Genomic DNA, 17797 nt, shown 5'->3' with positions numbered 1-17797 from the left:
GGCCCCGGGCCAGGCGGTCGGCCCCGCCGTACCGACTCGTGACCACCCTGCGACAGCGCCCCCCCGAGGCGGGGCCGCTGTCTTCGGCTGCTAGGAGCGGGCCCTGCCCGCGTTGGACTCGGAGCGGGCCTTGTACGCGGCCTTGCGGGCCTGCTTGGCCACGCCCTTGTCCGGGTGCGCGGCGCCGATCATGTTCAGCACGAGCGTCGTGTAGGGGTGGTCGACCCGCCACAGGTCCGCGACCCAGGCGGCGTCGGGGCCGTCGACCCACGCTTCCGCGATCATCTTCCGCGCCGCGTCGTTGTCCGGCGCCTCGGTGATCGCCCGGCCCGCGAGCACGTCGACGAAGGACCACAGGCGGATGTCCTGGCTCGGCTCGGGCAGGTCGTCGGCGCCGCGCGCGGTGAGCCACGCGGCTGCCACGCCGTTGAGGTGAGGGTCCGTCAGAACCGCGCGGGCCGCGGGCTCCGCGGGTTCGCCCAGGCGGTCCAGCGCCAGCACGGTGAAGCGCCGGCGGATCGGGGCGGTGATGTCGGCTCCCCGGGAGGCCTCCAGCAGGGCCGCCGCGGCCTCCTGCGGCTCGCGGCCGGAAAGCCATGCCTCGATCTCCGCCTCGGGCATCACGTTCGAGCTGCCGCACAGGTACTCCATCAGCTCCTGCGCGGTGCCCTCCGCGTGCTCGCCGATCAGCGGGGCGTCGTAGCCGTCCTCGAGCAGCCACTCCCGGACCGCGAACAGGCCCAGGTCGGTCAGCCGCACCTGGCCGAAGCGCGCCACGTCGGTGTCGTCGAGCTCGGCCTCCAGCTCGCCCTCGTCCGTCTCCTCGAAGAGGGCGGGGTCGATCGGCGAGTAGTCGAGCATGCCGACGGCGGCGAGGTCCTGGAGCATCGGGTCCAGGGTGATCATGACCTCGGTGATCTCGCCGAGCATCTCCTCGTCCGGCTCCTCGCCGTCCGGGACGACGAGGAGGGCGGCGAGCACCCCCAGCGGCAGCGTCTCGGCGGCGGTGTCCTCGGCGAAGGCCCGCGTCTCGTAGAGGGTCTGCAGGGCGTCGTCGAGCAGGGCCTGGGTCTCCTCGCGGCGCTCCTCGGCCCGGGCGTACTCCTCCTCGGACTCCTCGTCCTCCTCCGTCTCGCCGTTCTGGCCCGTCGCGGAGGCGATGGCGGCCTCGACGGCCTCCTCCTCCAGCTCCGCGTCCTCCACGGCGGCGTCCACGGTCGTCCCGGCGACGACGGTGGCGGCGGTGAACCAGAGGTCCAGCACGGTCTCCGGGTCGGCCTGTTCCAGCGCCTCCAGGGCAGGCCCGGGACGGGCCGCCTCGGGCTCGCCCTCGACGGCGACCAGGCCCAGGTCCACGGCCAGCGACCAGGGCTGCTCCAGCTCGCCCGCGTCGGTCAGGTGCAGGCCCAGCTCTCGGGCGGCCGTGGCCTCCTGCTCGGCGCCCAGCTCGCCCCACTCGTCCACCGGCTTCTCCGGCGCCACCCAGCGGGCCAGCCGGACCGCCAGCTCCAGCAGCGGCGCCGTCCGGGCCGCCGCGGCCAGCTCGGCCTCGGCGGGCAGTCGGACCGGGGGCACGACGACCAGGTCCTCCTCCTCGGTCTCCAGCTCCTCGGGCGTCCCGTACAGCTCCTCCAGACCGAGCTCGGCGGGGAGCGGGGTCCCCGCGTCCGTCCCGCTGCCCCTGCGCCTGCGATCCGCCATGACGACCCTGCCCTTGCCTCCGCGCCACGCTGTTGCGCAGCTCACACCCTGACTCAAGCCCGAGCGTAGCGCGGCGGGGCCGTTTTCCTCCGACGCAGCGGCAGGCCGTATCCTCCGCTGGGCGGCCCGTGCCACACCCCGGCGCGAACGCCCACGTCAACGACCGAACCACCGCTCCACCCGGACGTCCCCGGCACACCCCGCCGGGCCTGCCCGGAGCCCGTACGCCAGGAGACCCCTGCCATGGCGCTGTCCCCTGCCGGGACGCGGCTTTCCGAAGCCCTGCTCCCGCCCGAGCTCGCCCCGCGCGAGTTCCTCCGTACGCCGGCCCTGAGCCGCTGGAACGCCCTGCGCGGCGTCCGCGTGGGCCTGACCGTGGCCGTGCTGCTCCTGCTGCTGACGGGAGCCAACCTGGCCACGCCGCTCTACCCGGAGCTGCAGCGACGGATGGGCCTGACGCCCGTCGACACCACGCTGCTGTTCTCCGTCTACGTCTTCGCCCTGGTGCCGGTGCTGGCGGCGGTCGGCCACTGGTCGGACCAGCTGGGGCGCCGGGCCATGGTGCTGCCCGCCGTGGCGCTGGCCGCGCTGGGCGACACCGTGTTCGCGACCGCGGGCGGCCTGGGGCAGCTCGCGCTGGGCCGCGCGGTGCAGGGCATCGCCGTCGGCCTGGCCACTGGTGCGGCCGGCGCGGCGCTCAGCGATCTGCTGCCGGACCGTCAGGCCCTCGCCGCGAAGCTGACGTTGGCGGCCAGCGCGGGCGGCGTGGCCCTCGGCCCCCTGCTGGGCGCGGCGCTGGCCCGGGCGGCCTCCCCCGGCGAGGTCGTACTGCTGCCGTTCCTGCTGCACGCGGCGGCGCTGCTGGTGCTGTGCGTGCCGCTGGCGGTTCTCCACCCGCGCTTCCCCGGGCAGCCCGAGCGGCAGCCGGTGACACGCACTCAGATCTCGCTCCGGCCCCGGGCGTTGAGCCTGCCGCGGGCCGGACGGCGCGAGTTCCTGCTGGCGGCGGGGACGGGATTCACCAGCTACGCGGTCTTCGGCGTGTACCTGAGCCTGGCCCCGGGCTATGCGGCGAAGCTGCTGCACACCACCGCCCCGCTGGCGGGCGCGGCGGTGGCGGCGCTCCTGCTGGCGGCTTCCGCCGCGGCGCAGTTGCTGGCCCGGCCGACCCGGAGCAGGGCGGTGCCGGCGCTGGGGATGACCGGTCTGGCGGCGGGCCTGGTACTCGTGGTGGTCGCGGGCTGGGCGCATGCCCCGGCGCTGCTGTTCCTGGGGAGCGTGCTGGGCGGCGCCGCACAGGGTGTCGCGTTCCGGACCCTGTTCACCCGGGCGGTCACCGCGATGGACCCGGCACGGCGGGGCAGTGAGTTGAGCGCCCTGTGGGTGATCGTCTACCTCGGCAGCTCCCTGCCGATCGTCGGCGTCGGCCTCCTCGCCCAGCAGTTGGGCATCCTGCCCGCGGTCACCCTCTTCTCGGCCGTGGCCGCGACTGCCTGCACGGTGCTTGCCGCACTTTCCCTCAAGCGGTAACCCTCAGGGGCGCGAGGAACTTCGCGAGCAAGACACCACCCGGGGAGGTCCGTCCCGCACATGGGGTCGAACCTCCCCGGGTGGTGTCTTGCTCGCGCCCGCGCGGCCGAGCCGCGCATGTCTCCAGCCTCGCGCCCCTGCGGGGGTGCGGCCCCTCAGACGTTGAAGCCCAGGGCGCGGAGCTGTTCGCGGCCGTCGTCGGTGATCTTGTCCGGGCCCCACGGCGGCATCCAGACCCAGTTGATCCGCAGATCCTGCACCAGGCCGTCCGTCGCCGTACGGGCCTGGTCCTCGATGACGTCGGTCAGCGGGCAGGCCGCCGAGGTCAACGTCATGTCGACGGTCGCGACGTCCGACTCGTCGATGTGCACGCCGTAGATCAGGCCGAGGTTGACGACGTCGATGCCCAACTCCGGGTCCACGACGTCCATCAGAGCCTCCATCAGGTCGTCGACCTTGACGGAGCCCTTGCTCACCGTCTCGAAGCCGGAGGCCTCGGTTGCGGTCTCCTCGGGAACCGGGGTGCCCGTCGTCTCGCTCATGCGCTTTCCTTCTCGGGGTTCGCCGCCAGGGCCTGAGCCGTGGCGTCCTTCCAGGCCATCCAGCTCAGCAGGGCGCACTTCACCCGCGCCGGGTACTTGGACACGCCGGCGAACGCGATCGCGTCCTCCAGCACGTCCTCGTCGCCCTCCTCCTGGCCCTTGGACTGCATCAGCTCCAGGAACGCCTCCTGGATCTGCTGCGCCTCGCCCAGCGACTTCCCCACCAGCAGGTCGTTCAGCACCGAGGCGCTGGCCTGGCTGATGGAGCAGCCCTGGCCCTCGTAGGAGATGTCCTCGAGCACCGTGCCGTCGAGCTTCACGCGCAGGGTGATCTCGTCGCCGCACGTCGGGTTGACGTGGTGCACCTCGGCGTCGCCGGGGCGCAGGCCGCGCCCGTGCGGGTGCTTGTAGTGGTCCAGGATGATGTCCTGGTACATCGAGTCGAGCTTCATCCCGTCAGTCCTCGTTCCTGTCCGGCTCAGCCGAAGAAGGCGCGGACGTGGTGCAGCCCGGCGACGAGCGCGTCCACCTCCGCCTCGGTGGAGTACAGGTAGAACGACGCCCGCGTGGTCGCCGGAATTCCGTAGCGCAGGCAGACCGGGCGCGCGCAGTGGTGGCCGACGCGCACGGCGATGCCCTGCTCGTCCAGCACCTGCCCCACGTCGTGCGGGTGGATGTCGCCCAGGGTGAAGGAGATCGCCGCGCCGCGGTCCTCGGCCGTGGTCGGGCCGATGATCCGCAGGTCCGGGACCTGCTGCAGCTGCTCCAGCGCGTAGGCGGTGATCGCGTGCTCGTGGGCGGCGATGTTGTCCATCCCCACCGCGGAGAGGTAGTCGATCGCCGCACCCAGCCCGACCGCCTGCGCGATCGGCGGGGTGCCCGCCTCGAACTTGTGCGGGGCCGGGGCGTAGGTCGAGGACTGCATGGTGACGGTCTCGATCATCTCGCCGCCGCCGAGGAACGGAGGCAGGTCCTCCAGCAGCTCCTGACGGCCCCACAGCACGCCGATGCCGGTCGGGCCGAGCATCTTGTGGCCGGTGAAGGCCACGAAGTCGGCGCCCAGCTCCTGCACGTCCAGCGTCATGTGCGGGGCGGCCTGCGAGGCGTCGACGACGACGATCGCGCCGACCTCCTGGGCCCGGCGGACGATGGCCTCGACCGGGTTCTGGGTGCCCAGGATGTTGGAGACCAGCACGAAGGAGACGACCTTGGTCCTCTCGGTGATGACCTGGTCGATGTTGCTGATGTCCAGCCGGCCGTCGTCGGTCAGGCCGAACCACCGCAGCGTCGCGCCGGTGCGCTGCGCCAGCAGCTGCCACGGCACGATGTTGGAGTGGTGCTCCATCTCCGTGATGACGATCTCGGACCCGTCATCCACCCGGTACGGCTCGTCGGCCCAACCCAGCATGTTGGCAACCAGGTTGAGCGACTCCGAGGCGTTCTTGGTGAAGATGACCTCGTCCCGGCTGGGCGCGTTGACGAAGGCCGCGACCTTGTCGCGGGCGCTCTCGTACAGCGCCGTGGCCTCCTCCGCGAGCACGTGCACGCCGCGGTGGACGTTGGCGTTGTGCTGCGCGTAGTAGGCCTCGAGCGCGTCCAGCACCTGCTTGGGCTTCTGCGAGGTCGCCGCGTTGTCGAGGTAGACCAGGGGCTTCCCGTCGTGCACCAGCCGCTGCAGGATCGGGAAGTCCTTGCGGATCGCCTCTACGTCGAAGGTCCCGTCGGGACGAGGGGTGTGGATCACTCTGCTGCGCCGCCCTTCACGTACTGCTCGTAGCCGTTCTCCTCCAGCTCGTCGGCGAGCTCCGGGCCACCGGAGGTGACGATCCGGCCCGCGGCGAAGACGTGGACGAAGTCGGGCTTGATGTAGCGCAGGATGCGCGTGTAGTGGGTGATCAGCAGGGTGCCGACCTCCCCGGTCGCCCGCACCCGGTTGACGCCCTCGGAGACGACGCGCAGCGCGTCGACGTCGAGGCCGGAGTCGGTCTCGTCGAGGATGGCGACCTTGGGCTTGAGCAGCTCCATCTGCAGGATCTCGTGGCGCTTCTTCTCACCGCCGGAGAAGCCCTCGTTGACGTTGCGCTCGGCGAAGGCGGGGTCCATCTGGAGGTCGGCCATGGCCTCCTTGACCTCCTTCACCCAGGTGCGCAGCTTGGGGGCCTCGCCCCGGATGGCGGTCGCGGAGGTGCGCAGGAAGTTGGAGACGGAGACGCCGGGAACCTCGACCGGGTACTGCATGGCCAGGAACAGGCCGGCGCGGGCGCGCTCGTCCACGGACATGGCGAGCACGTCCTCGCCGTCGAGGAGGACCTCGCCGCCGGTGATCGTGTACTTGGGGTGGCCGGCCAGCGAGTAGGCCAGGGTGGACTTGCCGGAGCCGTTCGGGCCCATGATGGCGTGGGTCTCACCCTGCTTCACGGTGAGGTCGACACCCTTGAGGATCTCGCGGGGGCCGTTCTCCGCCTCGACGGAGACGTGCAGGTCACGGATTTCAAGCGTTGCCATGGGGGCTCAGGACTCCTGGGTGACGGAGACGAGCACGTCGTCCCCTTCGATCTTTACGGGGTACACGGGGACGGGCCGGGTGGCGGGCAGACCCGAGGGCTTGCCGGTGCGCAGGTCGAAGCGCGAGCCGTGCAGCCAGCACTCGATCGCGCAGTCCTCCACCTCGCCCTCGGAGAGGGAGACGTTGGCGTGCGAGCAGATGTCGTTGATCGCGAAGACCTCGTCGTCCGCCAGGACGACCGACACCGGGACGCCGTCGACCTCCACGCGCTTGGGCGTGTCGGGCTCCAGCTCGCTCAGCGCGGCGACGCGGACGAAGCTCATGCGACAGCCGCCTCGAGCTCGGCGTCGATCTTCTCGATCAGCCGCTCCTGCAGCTCCGGCAGACCGATCTGCTGGACCAGCTCGGCGAAGAAGCCGCGGACCACCAGACGGCGGGCCTCGTCGGCCGGGATGCCGCGCGACTGCAGGTAGAACAGCTGCTCGTCGTCGAAGCGGCCGGTCGCGGAGGCGTGCCCGGCGCCGACGATCTCACCGGTCTCGATCTCCAGGTTGGGGACCGAGTCCACCCGCGCCCCGTCGGTCAGCAGCAGGTTGCGGTTGAGCTCGTAGGTGTCGGTGCCCTCGGCCTCGGCGCGGATCAGCACGTCGCCGATCCAGACCGCGTGCGCCTCGTTGCCCTGCAGCGCGCCCTTGTAGGCGACGTTGGAGCGGCAGTGCGGGGTGTCGTGGTCGATGAAGAGGCGGTGCTCCAGGTGCTGGCCGGCGTCGGCGAAGTAGAGGCCGAACAGCTCGGCCTCGCCGCCGGTGCCGCCGTAGACCACCCGCGGGTGCAGCCGGACCAGGTCGCCGCCGAAGGTGACGACCACGGACTTGAAGGACGCGTCCCGGCCGACCAGCGCGGTGTGCTGCGCGGCGTGGACGGCGGTGTCCTCCCAGTCCTGCAGCGAGACCACGGTCAGCTTGGCCCCGTCGCCGATCAGGTACTCGACGTTGGCCGCGAGCACCGCGTCGCCGGTGTGCTCGATCACGACGACGGCCTCGGCGAAGGCGCCCAGCTCGATGATCTGGTGCCCGTAGGCGGTGCCGCCCTGGCCGTGGACGGTGATCCGGATCGGCTCGGTCAGCTGGGTGTCCTTGGGCACGGACACGACCCCGGCCCGCTCGAAGGAGGAGAACGCCTGGGCGGCGACCCGGTCCACCGGCTTGCCGGCCTTGCCGACGCGCGGGTCGGTGCGCTCGACCGCCTCGACGGTGACCTCGGCCGGGGCGGTGACCTCGACCTTGAGCGCGCCCTCGGTGGCCTCTGCGGTGCCGTCGTGCAGGCCCTTCAGGCGGTGCAGCGGCGTGAACCGCCAGTTCTCCTCCCGGCCGACGGGGACCGCGAAGTCCGCGACGTCGTAGGAGGCGACGGCCTCGACCCGGGCGTCGCCCGGCTGCGGGACGACGGTGGTCGAGCCCGAGGTGGTCGCGCCCGCGGGGGTGTTCGTGACGTCAGCCATGGCTGTCGTGCTACTCGCTTTCACAGTGGGGAAGTTGATGAGCGATCAGGTGGCGGGCCGTCAGCCGACGGCGCCTTCCATCTGCAGCTCGATCAGCCGGTTGAGCTCCAGCGCGTACTCCATGGGCAGCTCGCGGGCGATGGGCTCGACGAAGCCGCGCACGATCATGGCCATGGCCTCCTGCTCGGTCAGACCGCGGCTCATCAGGTAGAAGAGCTGGTCCTCGGAGACCTTGGAGACGGTGGCCTCGTGGCCCATGGACACGTCGTCCTCGCGGACGTCCACGTAGGGGTAGGTGTCCGAGCGGGAGATGGTGTCCACCAGCAGCGCGTCGCACAGCACGCTGGACTTGGCGCCGTGCGAGCCCTCGCCGATCTCGATCAGACCGCGGTAGGAGGTCCGGCCGCCGCCCCGCGCCACCGACTTGGAGACGATGTTGGAGGAGGTGTTCGGCGCCATGTGGACCATCTTCGCGCCGGCGTCCTGGTGCTGGCCCTCGCCCGCGAAGGCGATCGAGAGCGTCTCGCCCTTGGCGTGCTCGCCCATCAGGTAGACGGCCGGGTACTTCATGGTGACCTTGGAGCCGATGTTGCCGTCGATCCACTCCATGGTCGCGCCCTCGTACGCCACGGCGCGCTTGGTGACCAGGTTGTAGACGTTGTTCGACCAGTTCTGGATCGTCGTGTAGCGGCAGCGGCCGCCCTTCTTGACGATGATCTCGACCACGGCGGAGTGCAGCGAGTCCGACTTGTAGATCGGCGCGGTGCAGCCCTCGACGTAGTGGACGTAGGCGTCCTCGTCGACGATGATCAGCGTCCGCTCGAACTGGCCCATGTTCTCGGTGTTGATCCGGAAGTAGGCCTGCAACGGGATCTCCACGTGCACGCCCTTCGGCACGTAGATGAAGGAACCGCCGGACCACACGGCCGTGTTCAGCGCGGCGAACTTGTTGTCACCCGCCGGGATGACGGTGCCGAAGTACTCCTCGAACAGCTCCGGGTGCTCCTTGAGCGCGGTGTCCGTGTCGAGGAAGATCACGCCCTGGCGCTCGAGGTCCTGGTTGATCTGGTGGTAGACCACCTCGGACTCGTACTGGGCGGCGACACCGGCGACCAGGCGCTGCTTCTCCGCCTCCGGGATGCCCAGCTTGTCGTAGGTGTTCTTGATGTCCTCGGGCAGGTCCTCCCAGGACTCCGCCTGCTTCTCCGTGGAGCGCACGAAGTACTTGATGTTGTCGAAGTCGATCTCGGAGAGGTCGGAGCCCCAGGTCGGCATCGGCTTCTTGCCGAAGAGCTTCAGACCCTTGAGACGGCGCTGCAGCATCCACTCCGGCTCGGACTTCTTCTCCGAGATGTCGCGGACGACGTCCTCGCTCAGACCGCGCTTGGCGGAGGCGCCGGCCGTGTCGGGGTCGGCCCAGCCGTACTCGTACTTGCCCAGGCCCTCGAGCTCCGGGTGAGCGGTGGTGGTCATGCGGGGTTCCTCCCGGAGACGTCTTCTTCTGACTTCTTCGTGGCAGTCGTGGGGTTGGTCGCCGGAACGGCGGCCTTGGGGACGAAGGTCGTGCAGACCCCGTCTCCGTGGGCGATGGTCGCGAGCCGCTGCACGTGGGTGCCCAGCAGCTGCGAGAAGACCTCGGTCTCGGCCTCGCAGAACTGCGGGAACTGCTCGGCCACGTGGACGACCGGGCAGTGGTGCTGGCAGATCTGCTCCCCGGTGGGAGCGGACTTCACCGTGGCAGCGTAGCCGTCGCCGGACAGCGCCTCGGCCAGGGCCTGCGCCTTCTCGCCGGTGTCCGCGCACTCGCCGAGCGCCTGCTGGTAGCGCTCCTTGTCCTTGGCGAGCCGGGACCGGGCGAAGGCGGCGAGGGCCTCCTTGCCCCGCTCGCCGCCCCCGGCACTCTCGGAGATGAACCGCAGGGCGTCGGCGGCGAGCTGGTCGTAGGCCTGGTAGAAGGCGTCCCGCCCGGAGTCGGTCAGCAGGAACACCTTGGCCGGGCGCCCGCGGCCCCGGTGGCCGTAGACCTTCTGCTCGCGCGAGGTGACCAGACCCGCGGCCTGCAGCGCGTCCAGGTGGCGGCGGACGGCGACGGGGGTGATCCCGAGGCGTTCCGCCAGGTCGGCGGCGCTGGAGGGCCCGTGGTCGAGAATGGACCGGGCGACCCGGTCACGCGGGGACAGCACGGAACGGGCGGTCGCGTTCTCGACCGCCTCGTGCGCGTGTGCTGAGTCACCCACGTTTTTCACAACCCCATTGTTGCGTAATTCCTTCCGCGCGAACAAGCCGCGCTGACCACGCCCCGAAGTGCCCTCCATCACTAAGGGTCACCTAATCTCCCAAGGACCCCCGCAGGGCCCCTCAGGGGCGCGGGGAACCGCGCGAGCAGCCCACCCCCCGGGGAGGTCCGGCCCAGGATGCGGGACGGACCTCCGTGAGTGGTGGGCTGCTCGCGCAGTTCCCCCGCGCCCCTGAGGGGTTGCCGGGTGCAGACTCTGCACATGGTCGAGGTCGTCCAGGGCCCGCTGTGCACACGGGCGTCGCTGGCGGAGGATCTTCGCGCGCTCGGCGTCCAGGAGGGCGACGTCCTCCTCCTGCACGCGTCCCCCTCCAGCCTCGGCTGGGTCTGCGGGGGTGCCGTCGCCGTCGTCGAAGCGCTGCTGGACGCCCTCGGCGGGGCCGGGACCCTCGTCGTCCCCGCCTTCTCCGGGGACAACACCGATCCGGCCGGGTGGCACGACCCGCCCGTCCCGGAGGAGTGGTGGGCCGAGATCCGGGCGCACCTTCCCGCCTACGACCCCCACGTCACCCCCACCCGCGGCGTGGGACGGATCCCCGAGACGGTCCGCACCTGGCCGGGTGCCATCCGCTCCGCCCACCCGTGCACCTCCTTCGCCGCCATCGGCCCCGCCGCCGCCGAGCTGACGGCCCATCACGCGCTCGACTGCCGGCTCGGCGAGCGCAGCCCCCTCGCCCGCCTCGAAGCCGCCGGAGCCCGCGTGCTGCAGCTCGGGACGGGCTTCGACACCTGCTCCTGCTTCCACCTCGCCGAGTACCGGATCCCCGGCGCGGTCCGGGCCGAGTTCGGCCACGCCGTCGCCGGTCCCCGGGGCCGGGCCTGGGTGACGGTCACCGACCTCGACCTCGACTGCGACGACTTCGCCGCTCTGGGCGCCGACTACGCCGCCGCGCACCCGCCGGTCACCGGGAGCGTCGGCGCGGCCGAGTGCCGGCTCTTCCCGCTGGCCGAGGCCGTGGCCTTCGCCACTGCCTGGCTCCCCGCGCACCGGGGGCGTCCGGGCGGTTCGTAGACTCGTCGCCATGCAGAGCAGTGACGCCGCCGTCGAGATCAGCGGCCTGGTCAAGCGCTACGGCGAGAAGACCGCCGTGTCCGGGCTCGACCTCACCGTCCGGCGCGGCACGCTGACGGCCGTGCTCGGCCCCAACGGCGCGGGCAAGACGACGACCATCGAGACCTGCGAGGGCTACCGCCGCCCGGACGCCGGCACCGTCCGCGTCCTCGGCCTGGACCCCGTGGCGGACGCCGCGCGGCTCAAGCCGCGCATCGGCGTCATGCTCCAGTCCGGCGGCGTCTACCCGGGCGGGCGGGCGCTGGAGATGCTGCGGCACATGGCCGCCCTGCACGCGAACCCGCTCGACGTGCCGGCGCTGGCCGAGCGGCTCGGTCTGGACTCCTGTGGCCGCACCCCGTACCGACGTCTCTCCGGAGGCCAGCAGCAGCGGCTCGCGCTGGCGATGGCCGTGGTCGGCCGCCCCGAACTGGTCTTCCTGGACGAGCCGACGGCCGGACTCGACCCGCACGCCCGCCGCGCCACCTGGGACCTGGTGCGGGACCTGCGGCGGGACGGCGTGTCCATCGTCCTGACGACCCATCACATGGACGAGGCCGAGCAGCTCGCCGACGACGTGGCCATCGTCGAGGGCGGGCGGGTGATCGCCCAGGGCAGCCCGGAGGAGCTGTGCCGGGGCGAGGCCAAGGGCACGCTGCGCTTCCAGGGCCGCCCCGGGCTGGACCTGGGCACGCTGATCAAGGCCCTGCCCGACGGGACCTCCGCCGCCGAACTCACCCCCGGCAGCTACCTGGTCGAGGGCGAGGTCGATCCGCAGCTGCTGGCCACGGTCACCTCCTGGTGCGCGCAGAACGGCGTCATGCCGGAGCGGCTCGCGGTGGAGCGGCGCACCCTCGAAGACGTCTTCCTCGAACTCACCGGACGGGACCTGCGCGCGTGACCACCTCCACCTACTCCCCCGCCCCCGGTGCCGCCCCGCTCGGCCGGATGCTGCGCGCGCAGACCGCGCTGGAGACCAAGCTGCTGCTGCGCAACGGGGAGCAGCTGCTGCTGACGATCGTCATTCCGAGCGTGCTGCTGGTGCTGTTCAGCGCGGTGGACATCGTGTCGACGACCGGGCCCGGCAAGCGCGTCGACTTCCTGGCCCCCGGGCTGCTCGCGCTCGCCGTGATGTCCACGGCCTTCACCGGCCAGGCCATCGCGACCGGCTTCGAGCGCCGGTACGGCGTGCTCAAGCGCCTGGGCGCGAGCCCGCTGCCGCGCTGGGCGCTGATGACCGCGAAGACGGGCAGCGTTCTGGTGACGGAGGTGCTCCAGGTCGCCCTGCTGTCGGTGATCGCCCTCGCCCTGGGCTGGCACCCGCACGGCAACCCGCTCGCGGTGCTGCTCCTGCTGGTCCTGGGCACGGCCGCGTTCTCCGGCCTGGGGCTGCTGATGGCCGGAACCCTCAAGGCGGAAGCGACACTTGCCGCCGCGAACCTGGTCTTCATCCTGCTGCTGCTGGCCGGCGGCGTGGTCGTCCCGCTGTCGAAGTTCCCCGGCGCCGTCCGGCCGCTGCTGGACGCGCTGCCCATCTCGGCCCTGTCGAACGGCCTGCGCGACGTGCTCCAGCACGGCGCCGGGATGCCCTGGGGCGCCCTGGGCATCCTGGCGGCGTGGACGGTGGTGGGCCTGGCGCTGGCGGGGCGTTTCTTCCGCTGGGAGTAGCCCCGGCGGCCCACCCGCAGGCGGCCGCAGGGCCGAGACGCGGCGGCGTCAGCTGCCGGGCTGCGGAGGCTGCAGGACGGCCAGGGCCGCGCCCGCCGCGGACCGTACGGTCCGCCACTCGGGAGCGGCCAGGTACTCGGCGTCCGACACGCCCAGGCCGAGGGCCGCGAACAGGGCCTCCAGGCTCGCGCCGACGGCCGCCATCGCCGCCACCTCCCGCGGGGAGCGAAGCGTGGTCCCGAGCGACCGGCCCGGGTCGGGGAGCACGAGCGTGTCGTCGTGGAGCACGTGCACGTTGAGGGTGAAGTCGTCGTAGAAGCCGACCTCGGGATACTCGCCCGCCAGCCAGACGCGGTGCTGGTACTCCTGGTCCGCCAGGGCGCGGAGGGCTTCCACGATCTGGGCACGCTGGTAGGGCGGTGACACGCCGTCAGTCATGGCCCGCTCCGCTCCCGATCCCGGCTCGTCCGGGCCGCTCGCCCAGGCGGGCCACCGCCGCCGCGAGGGGGTCCTCGCCGCGCTGGAGGACGGTCAGGGCGCGCACCAGGAGGCCGGCGGCCTCGCGGGCGAGGAGCGGGGAGCTCTCCCCCATGTGTCCGGCCCGGTCGATGACGAGGGTGCCGCCGACGGGCTGTCCGGCCGACAGCTCCTCGGCGCAGCCGTCCTGCACGGCACAGCTGTACTCGGAGGGAAGGCCCGGCTGGTAGCGGACCCCGGACGGTCCCTCGAAGGGCGTCCCGGCCCAGTCATCGCCCGACTCGCGGACGTCGAGGTCGAGATGCCGGCCTCGACGCGTCGCCAGCATGCCGCCCAGGACGAACCGCGGGGCCGTGCCGCCGTGGTTCCGGTGGAGCTCGACCAGTGCGCGGAAGCCGAGGCTTCCGGTGCCGGCCCCCGCCGGGAAGCCGGTGCGGAGCCGGCGCTGCCGCGGGTAGGCGGCCGCCGGCGCGTCGTCGGTGATCCAGAGGCTCCAACGGACCCCGTCCGCTGCGTACATGACGCCCTCTCAGTTCTGCCGCCTCGGATCGACGGCGCGCCCCTCGGCGCCGCAGGGGGCGACGGCGCGCTCCGGTACCTCCGTCAACTGTGCCAGGTCCCCTGCCGCGGACGGTTCCAGACAGACCGGCACCACGTCCCTGGCCATGCCGGCCTTCCCCCACCCCGCCTGCGGACTGCTCAGGACCTCGGAACTCAGGGCTGCTTCAGCGAGTAGCCGAAGTCCGCGCGGGCCGCCTCGATGCGGACGGCGGTGCGGGACTCGGCGGACGTGGCGATGCGCCAGTCCATCAGCTGCTTGCTGCCCGGCCAGGTCTTCTTCTGGTCGTACCAGAGCAGGCCTATCACATCGGCCTCGGCGGCGCCCGTGAACAGATCGTGGATCTGACGCTGCTTCAGAGGGCCTGCGGCGACGCCCGTCTCGGCGATGAGCACCGGCTTGGCGCTGAGCTTGCGGACCCGCTTCAAGGTCGGAGTGAACAGGGTCGAGAACGCGGTGCCGTCGATGGGGCCGTAGTAGCCGATCAGGCCGATCCAGTCCACGTAGGCGTCGCCGGGGAAGTACGGCTCGATCGCGGCACGGGTGCCGGTGTCGACGACGTGCGGGGTCCAGGTCCAGATCACGTTGGCGGCGCCCGCCTTCCGGAAGGCGGAGTGGACGCGGCGCCACGCGCGGACGAAGTGGGCGGGCTTGGCGTGGCCGGGGCCCCACGGGTTCCACGGCCCGTTGAACTCACCGGCGAAGCTGAGCACGAGCGGGCCGCGGTAGTCGGCGACCTGCCGGGCGAAGGCGGCGATGTAGGCGTCCTCCTTGCCGGAGGCGATGTCCGCGAGCGGGGTGGTGCCGGGAACCCAGGCGAGCATGGGGAGTTGGCCGTGCTGCCAGAGGAAGGCGTTGCCCTCCGCGTCGAACTCGTCGCCCCAGGACTGGTAGTACTCGCGCACGTCCGGGGCGCGGCCGATCTCGTCGGCGAATGCCTGCACCGTCTGGTACTTCCACGGCCCGCCGTCGGCGACCACGCCGAGCAGGCGACCGCCCGGGTGCAGGTAGGGGGCCAGGTCGAAGGCCGCCGCCTGCGTTTGCTGCCGTGCCTGCTTCGCGCCGCCGCAGGCGCTGAGCAGCGCGGCGGACCCGCCCACCGCCCACGCGAGGACGGCGCGGCGGGACGGCAGAGCGGAGCGGGGCATCGCAGGTCCGTTCGACGGTGTGGATCGCGGCAGCACCCTAGCCTGCCGAGAAGTCCATCCGATTCCGGTCCGACTTGCATATCAATCGGATCACGCCCGGCGGACATCTCCCCCTAATTCGAACTTTCGGTCAGTTGGCTTTCAGGCGGCTGCACTAGCTTGCGAACACCACGGTTCCCAGTTCGGGAACTCCCGGGAAGCCAGAGGCTCCGTGACCACCACACCCACGTGGGACCCCTTCGACCGGGTCCACCCCGTGAACCCGCCCGGCGGGACCTCGTCCGCCGCGGCGGAGCAGGCGGCCGCGGCGGTGCCGACTCCGGTCTTCGTCGACCACAGCGGCCGCCGGGGCCGCCGCCTGCGCGGACTCGGCTGGCTAGTGGGCTCGGTCAGCGTCGGCTTCGCCGTCGCGATGACCGCCGGGCTGATCGGCACGCAGTCCCAGGCACCGCCGATGCAGGTTCCCGCCAACGTGGACACCACCCCGCCCGGCCAGTTCCTCGACGCACCGGTGCCGACGAGCCCCCCGTCGTCGAAGGCCAGACGGACCCACTCCGGCAAGGGAACCGGCACCAAGTCCCGCGCCACCGCCACCTCGAGCGCCACCGGCGCCGCCCGCGCCACCGCACACCACTGAGCACCAGAGCACTGGAAGCCCATGTCCCGCCACCGCAGCAACCGGCAGTCCGTCCTGCGTCCGCGCCGCCTCGCCGCGCCGCCGCTGCGCTTCTTCCTGCCGGTCACCCTTCTGATCACGCTGCTGGTGCTGCTCGTCCTGCGGGGCATGGCCAACAACGAGGTCTTCCACGACGAGCGCATCGCCATCTCCGTCGACAAGACCACCGTCCCGCGCAGCGTGCTGGACGGCGGACCGGTGGTGGACGCCCGCGGCGCGCACAACGACAAGCCCGTCAGCTACACCATCCCGGAGAAGACCGTCGTCCTGAGCTTCGACGACGGACCCTCCCCGCAATGGACACCGAAGATCCTCAAGGTGCTCCAGGACCACCACATCCACGCGGACTTCTTCGTCACCGGCGCCATGACGATCCGCAACCCCAAGCTGATCCGCCAGGTCATCGCGGACGGCAACGAGATCGGCGTGCACACCTTCACGCACGCCGACATGGCCCTGCACTCCACCACCCGGCTCACCTGGGAGCTGGGCGAGACCCAGCTCGCGCTGGCCGGTGTCGCCGGGGTGCACTCGAGCCTGTTCCGGCCGCCGTACTCCTCCACCGCGGACGCCCTCGACGACTGGTCCTGGCCGGTCACCCAGGACGCGGGCAAGGACGGCTACCTGGTCTCCTTCATCGACAAGGACACCGACGACTGGAAGCGCCCCGGCGTGGACGCCATCGTGGGCGCCGCCATGCCGAAGTGGGCCGGCCAGGGCGAGATGATCCTGCTGCACGACGCGGGCGGCAACCGCTCGCAGACGCTGGCCGCGCTGCCGATCATCATCGAGAAGCTGCAGGCCGAGGGGTACCAGTTCAAGACCATCGGCGAAGCCCTGGGCATCAGGGCCACCACGCCCGTCTCCGGCTACGACCTCTGGGCGGGCAAGGTCTTCCTCTGGTGCACCACCTTCTCGGTCCGGGCGCTGCCCTACCTCGTGGTGCTGCTGGCCGTCGTCGGCGTGCTGGTCTTCTCCCGCTTCGGGCTGATGCTGCTGCTGTCGATCATGCACGTCGTCAGGACCCGCCGCCGCAGCTTCCGTTGGGGCGACGGCACGCCGGTGACCGAGCCGGCGACGGTGATCGTCCCCGCCTACAACGAGCAGGAGTGCATCACCAACACCCTGCTCTCGCTCGCCCAGAGCCGGCATCCCATCGAAGTGATCGTGGTGGACGACGGCTCCACCGACGACACGGCCGCCATCGTCGAACAACTCGCGCTGCCGATGGTCAGGTTGGTGCGGCAGCCGAACAGCGGCAAGCCCGCCGCGCTCAACACCGGTATCGCGCACGCCTCGCACGACATCATCGTGATGATGGACGGGGACACCGTCTTCGAGCCCTCCACCGTCGAGGAACTCGTGCAGCCCTTCGCCGATCCCGAGGTGGGCGCCGTCGCCGGCAACGCGAAGGTGGGCAACCGGGACACGCTGATCGGCGCCTGGCAGCACATCGAGTACGTGATGGGCTTCAACCTCGACCGCCGGATGTACGACGTGCTGCGCTGCATGCCGACCATCCCCGGCGCGGTCGGCGCCTTCCGCCGCGAGGCGCTGGAGCAGGCCGGCGGCATGAGCGACGACACCCTGGCCGAGGACACCGACATCACCATGGCGATGCACCGCGGCGGCTGGCGGGTGGTCTACGCCGAGAAGGCCCGCGCCTGGACCGAGGCCCCGGGCAGCATGAGCCAGCTCTGGTCGCAGCGCTACCGCTGGAGCTACGGCACCATGCAGGCGATGTGGAAGCACCGGCACGCGGTCCTGGAGCGCGGTCCGGCCGGGCGCTTCGGCCGCGTCGGGCTGCCCTTCGTGGCCCTGTTCATGGTGGTGACGCCGCTGCTGGCCCCCATGATCGACATCTCGATGCTCTACGGCGTGATCTTCGTCGACGCCGGCAAGACCCTGGCCGCCTGGTTCGCGGTGATGGCACTGCAGGGCTTCTGCGCCTGGTGGTCGTTCCGGCTGGACCGCGAGAAGCCCTGGCACCTGATCAGCCTGCCGCTGCAGCAGGTGGTCTACCGCCAGCTGATGTACATGGTGCTGCTCCAGTCCTGGATCACCGCGCTCACCGGTGGCCGGCTGCGTTGGCAGAAGCTGCGGCGCACCGGCGAAGTCGGCCTGCCCATCCAGGAAAGCTGA

Annotated in this window: 19 protein-coding genes; 6 read left to right on the top strand and 13 right to left on the bottom strand. The window is 71.6% G+C overall.

What is annotated here, in order from left to right; genetic code table 11:
* Window positions 1-90: 90 nt before the first annotated feature.
* On the bottom strand, window positions 91-1701 hold the full coding sequence (locus ACFP3V_RS08535) for a hypothetical protein (protein ID WP_380581500.1): 1611 nt from the start codon (window positions 1699-1701) through the stop codon (window positions 91-93).
* Window positions 1702-1944: 243 nt separating this feature from the next.
* Between ACFP3V_RS08535 and ACFP3V_RS08530 the strand changes: the two genes are divergently transcribed.
* Window positions 1945-3231, top strand: coding sequence for an MFS transporter (locus ACFP3V_RS08530; protein ID WP_380581498.1), 1287 nt, complete (start codon window positions 1945-1947; stop codon window positions 3229-3231).
* A gap of 155 nt (window positions 3232-3386) precedes the next feature.
* On the opposite strand, the gene ACFP3V_RS08525 is transcribed toward ACFP3V_RS08530, so the two are convergent.
* The 8 genes from ACFP3V_RS08525 to ACFP3V_RS08490 all read right to left on the bottom strand — a co-directional run bounded on the left by ACFP3V_RS08525 (window position 3387) and on the right by ACFP3V_RS08490 (window position 10095).
* A complete protein-coding gene (locus tag ACFP3V_RS08525; protein WP_380581726.1) occupies window positions 3387-3674 on the bottom strand; it encodes a metal-sulfur cluster assembly factor in 288 nt (95 codons plus the stop codon).
* Between the two features lie 95 nt (window positions 3675-3769).
* Entirely contained in the window at window positions 3770-4225 is a 456-nt protein-coding gene (gene sufU / locus ACFP3V_RS08520; RefSeq protein WP_380581496.1) for a Fe-S cluster assembly sulfur transfer protein SufU, read from the bottom strand.
* 26 nt (window positions 4226-4251) lie between these two features.
* Window positions 4252-5514 carry a cysteine desulfurase gene (locus ACFP3V_RS08515; protein ID WP_380581724.1) on the bottom strand — a complete coding sequence of 421 codons (1263 nt, stop codon included), beginning with the start codon at window positions 5512-5514 and terminating at the stop codon, window positions 4252-4254.
* Window positions 5514-6278, bottom strand: coding sequence for a Fe-S cluster assembly ATPase SufC (gene sufC / locus ACFP3V_RS08510; protein ID WP_380581494.1), 765 nt, complete (start codon window positions 6276-6278; stop codon window positions 5514-5516). The genes ACFP3V_RS08515 and sufC overlap by 1 nt, the downstream gene beginning before the upstream one ends.
* A gap of 6 nt (window positions 6279-6284) precedes the next feature.
* A complete protein-coding gene (locus tag ACFP3V_RS08505) occupies window positions 6285-6602 on the bottom strand; it encodes a non-heme iron oxygenase ferredoxin subunit (protein ID WP_380581492.1) in 318 nt (105 codons plus the stop codon).
* Window positions 6599-7780 carry a Fe-S cluster assembly protein SufD gene (gene sufD, locus ACFP3V_RS08500; protein WP_380581490.1) on the bottom strand — a complete coding sequence of 394 codons (1182 nt, stop codon included), beginning with the start codon at window positions 7778-7780 and terminating at the stop codon, window positions 6599-6601. The genes ACFP3V_RS08505 and sufD overlap by 4 nt, the downstream gene beginning before the upstream one ends.
* Before the next feature lie 60 nt (window positions 7781-7840).
* Window positions 7841-9253: a Fe-S cluster assembly protein SufB gene (gene sufB / locus ACFP3V_RS08495; protein ID WP_380581488.1), complete on the bottom strand. Its 1413-nt coding sequence runs from the start codon at window positions 9251-9253 to the stop codon at window positions 7841-7843.
* On the bottom strand, window positions 9250-10095 hold the full coding sequence (locus tag ACFP3V_RS08490) for a helix-turn-helix transcriptional regulator (protein ID WP_380581486.1): 846 nt from the start codon (window positions 10093-10095) through the stop codon (window positions 9250-9252). The genes sufB and ACFP3V_RS08490 overlap by 4 nt, the downstream gene beginning before the upstream one ends.
* 183 nt (window positions 10096-10278) lie before the next feature.
* Between ACFP3V_RS08490 and ACFP3V_RS08485 the strand changes: the two genes are divergently transcribed.
* The 3 genes from ACFP3V_RS08485 to ACFP3V_RS08475 are packed head-to-tail and all read left to right on the top strand — an operon-like array spanning window position 10279 to window position 12795.
* Window positions 10279-11088 (top strand): AAC(3) family N-acetyltransferase, encoded by an 810-nt coding sequence (locus ACFP3V_RS08485; protein ID WP_380581722.1) that lies wholly within the window; start codon window positions 10279-10281, stop codon window positions 11086-11088.
* Between the two features lie 10 nt (window positions 11089-11098).
* The gene (locus ACFP3V_RS08480) at window positions 11099-12028 is read left to right on the top strand and encodes an ABC transporter ATP-binding protein (RefSeq protein WP_380581484.1); all 930 of its coding nucleotides are present in this window, start codon (window positions 11099-11101) and stop codon (window positions 12026-12028) included.
* 47 nt (window positions 12029-12075) lie between these two features.
* Entirely contained in the window at window positions 12076-12795 is a 720-nt protein-coding gene (locus ACFP3V_RS08475; protein WP_380581720.1) for an ABC transporter permease, read from the top strand.
* Between the two features lie 48 nt (window positions 12796-12843).
* Here ACFP3V_RS08475 and ACFP3V_RS08470 read toward each other — a convergent pair whose 3' ends face one another.
* From ACFP3V_RS08470 to ACFP3V_RS08455, 4 genes are read right to left on the bottom strand one after another with little or no spacing between them, the layout of a single operon-like run.
* Window positions 12844-13233 carry an SCO4402 family protein gene (locus ACFP3V_RS08470; protein WP_380581482.1) on the bottom strand — a complete coding sequence of 130 codons (390 nt, stop codon included), beginning with the start codon at window positions 13231-13233 and terminating at the stop codon, window positions 12844-12846.
* Entirely contained in the window at window positions 13226-13792 is a 567-nt protein-coding gene (locus ACFP3V_RS08465) for a hypothetical protein (RefSeq protein WP_380581481.1), read from the bottom strand. Before ACFP3V_RS08465 ends, ACFP3V_RS08470 begins: the two co-directional genes overlap by 8 nt.
* Before the next feature lie 9 nt (window positions 13793-13801).
* Window positions 13802-13939 carry a hypothetical protein gene (locus ACFP3V_RS08460; RefSeq protein WP_380581479.1) on the bottom strand — a complete coding sequence of 46 codons (138 nt, stop codon included), beginning with the start codon at window positions 13937-13939 and terminating at the stop codon, window positions 13802-13804.
* A 47-nt stretch (window positions 13940-13986) separates the two neighbouring features.
* Window positions 13987-14979, bottom strand: a complete 993-nt coding sequence (locus ACFP3V_RS08455; protein WP_380581477.1) for a glycoside hydrolase family 26 protein — start codon at window positions 14977-14979, stop codon at window positions 13987-13989.
* 211 nt (window positions 14980-15190) lie between these two features.
* Here ACFP3V_RS08455 and ACFP3V_RS08450 point away from each other — a divergent pair, with 211 nt between their 5' ends.
* Together ACFP3V_RS08450 and ACFP3V_RS08445 are read left to right on the top strand one after the other, a co-directional pair.
* Window positions 15191-15616, top strand: a complete 426-nt coding sequence (locus ACFP3V_RS08450) for a hypothetical protein (RefSeq protein WP_380581474.1) — start codon at window positions 15191-15193, stop codon at window positions 15614-15616.
* Window positions 15617-15637: 21 nt separating this feature from the next.
* Complete coding sequence (locus ACFP3V_RS08445) at window positions 15638-17797, top strand: bifunctional polysaccharide deacetylase/glycosyltransferase family 2 protein (RefSeq protein ID WP_380581472.1); 2160 nt, start codon at window positions 15638-15640, stop codon at window positions 17795-17797.

The sequence above is a fragment of the Streptacidiphilus monticola genome, from assembly GCF_042658505.1.
Taxonomy (GTDB): Bacteria; Actinomycetota; Actinomycetes; order Streptomycetales; family Streptomycetaceae; genus Streptacidiphilus; species Streptacidiphilus monticola.
The sequence above is the reverse complement of the archived record's forward strand: the minus strand, read 5'-3'. Positions and strand labels throughout refer to the sequence as shown.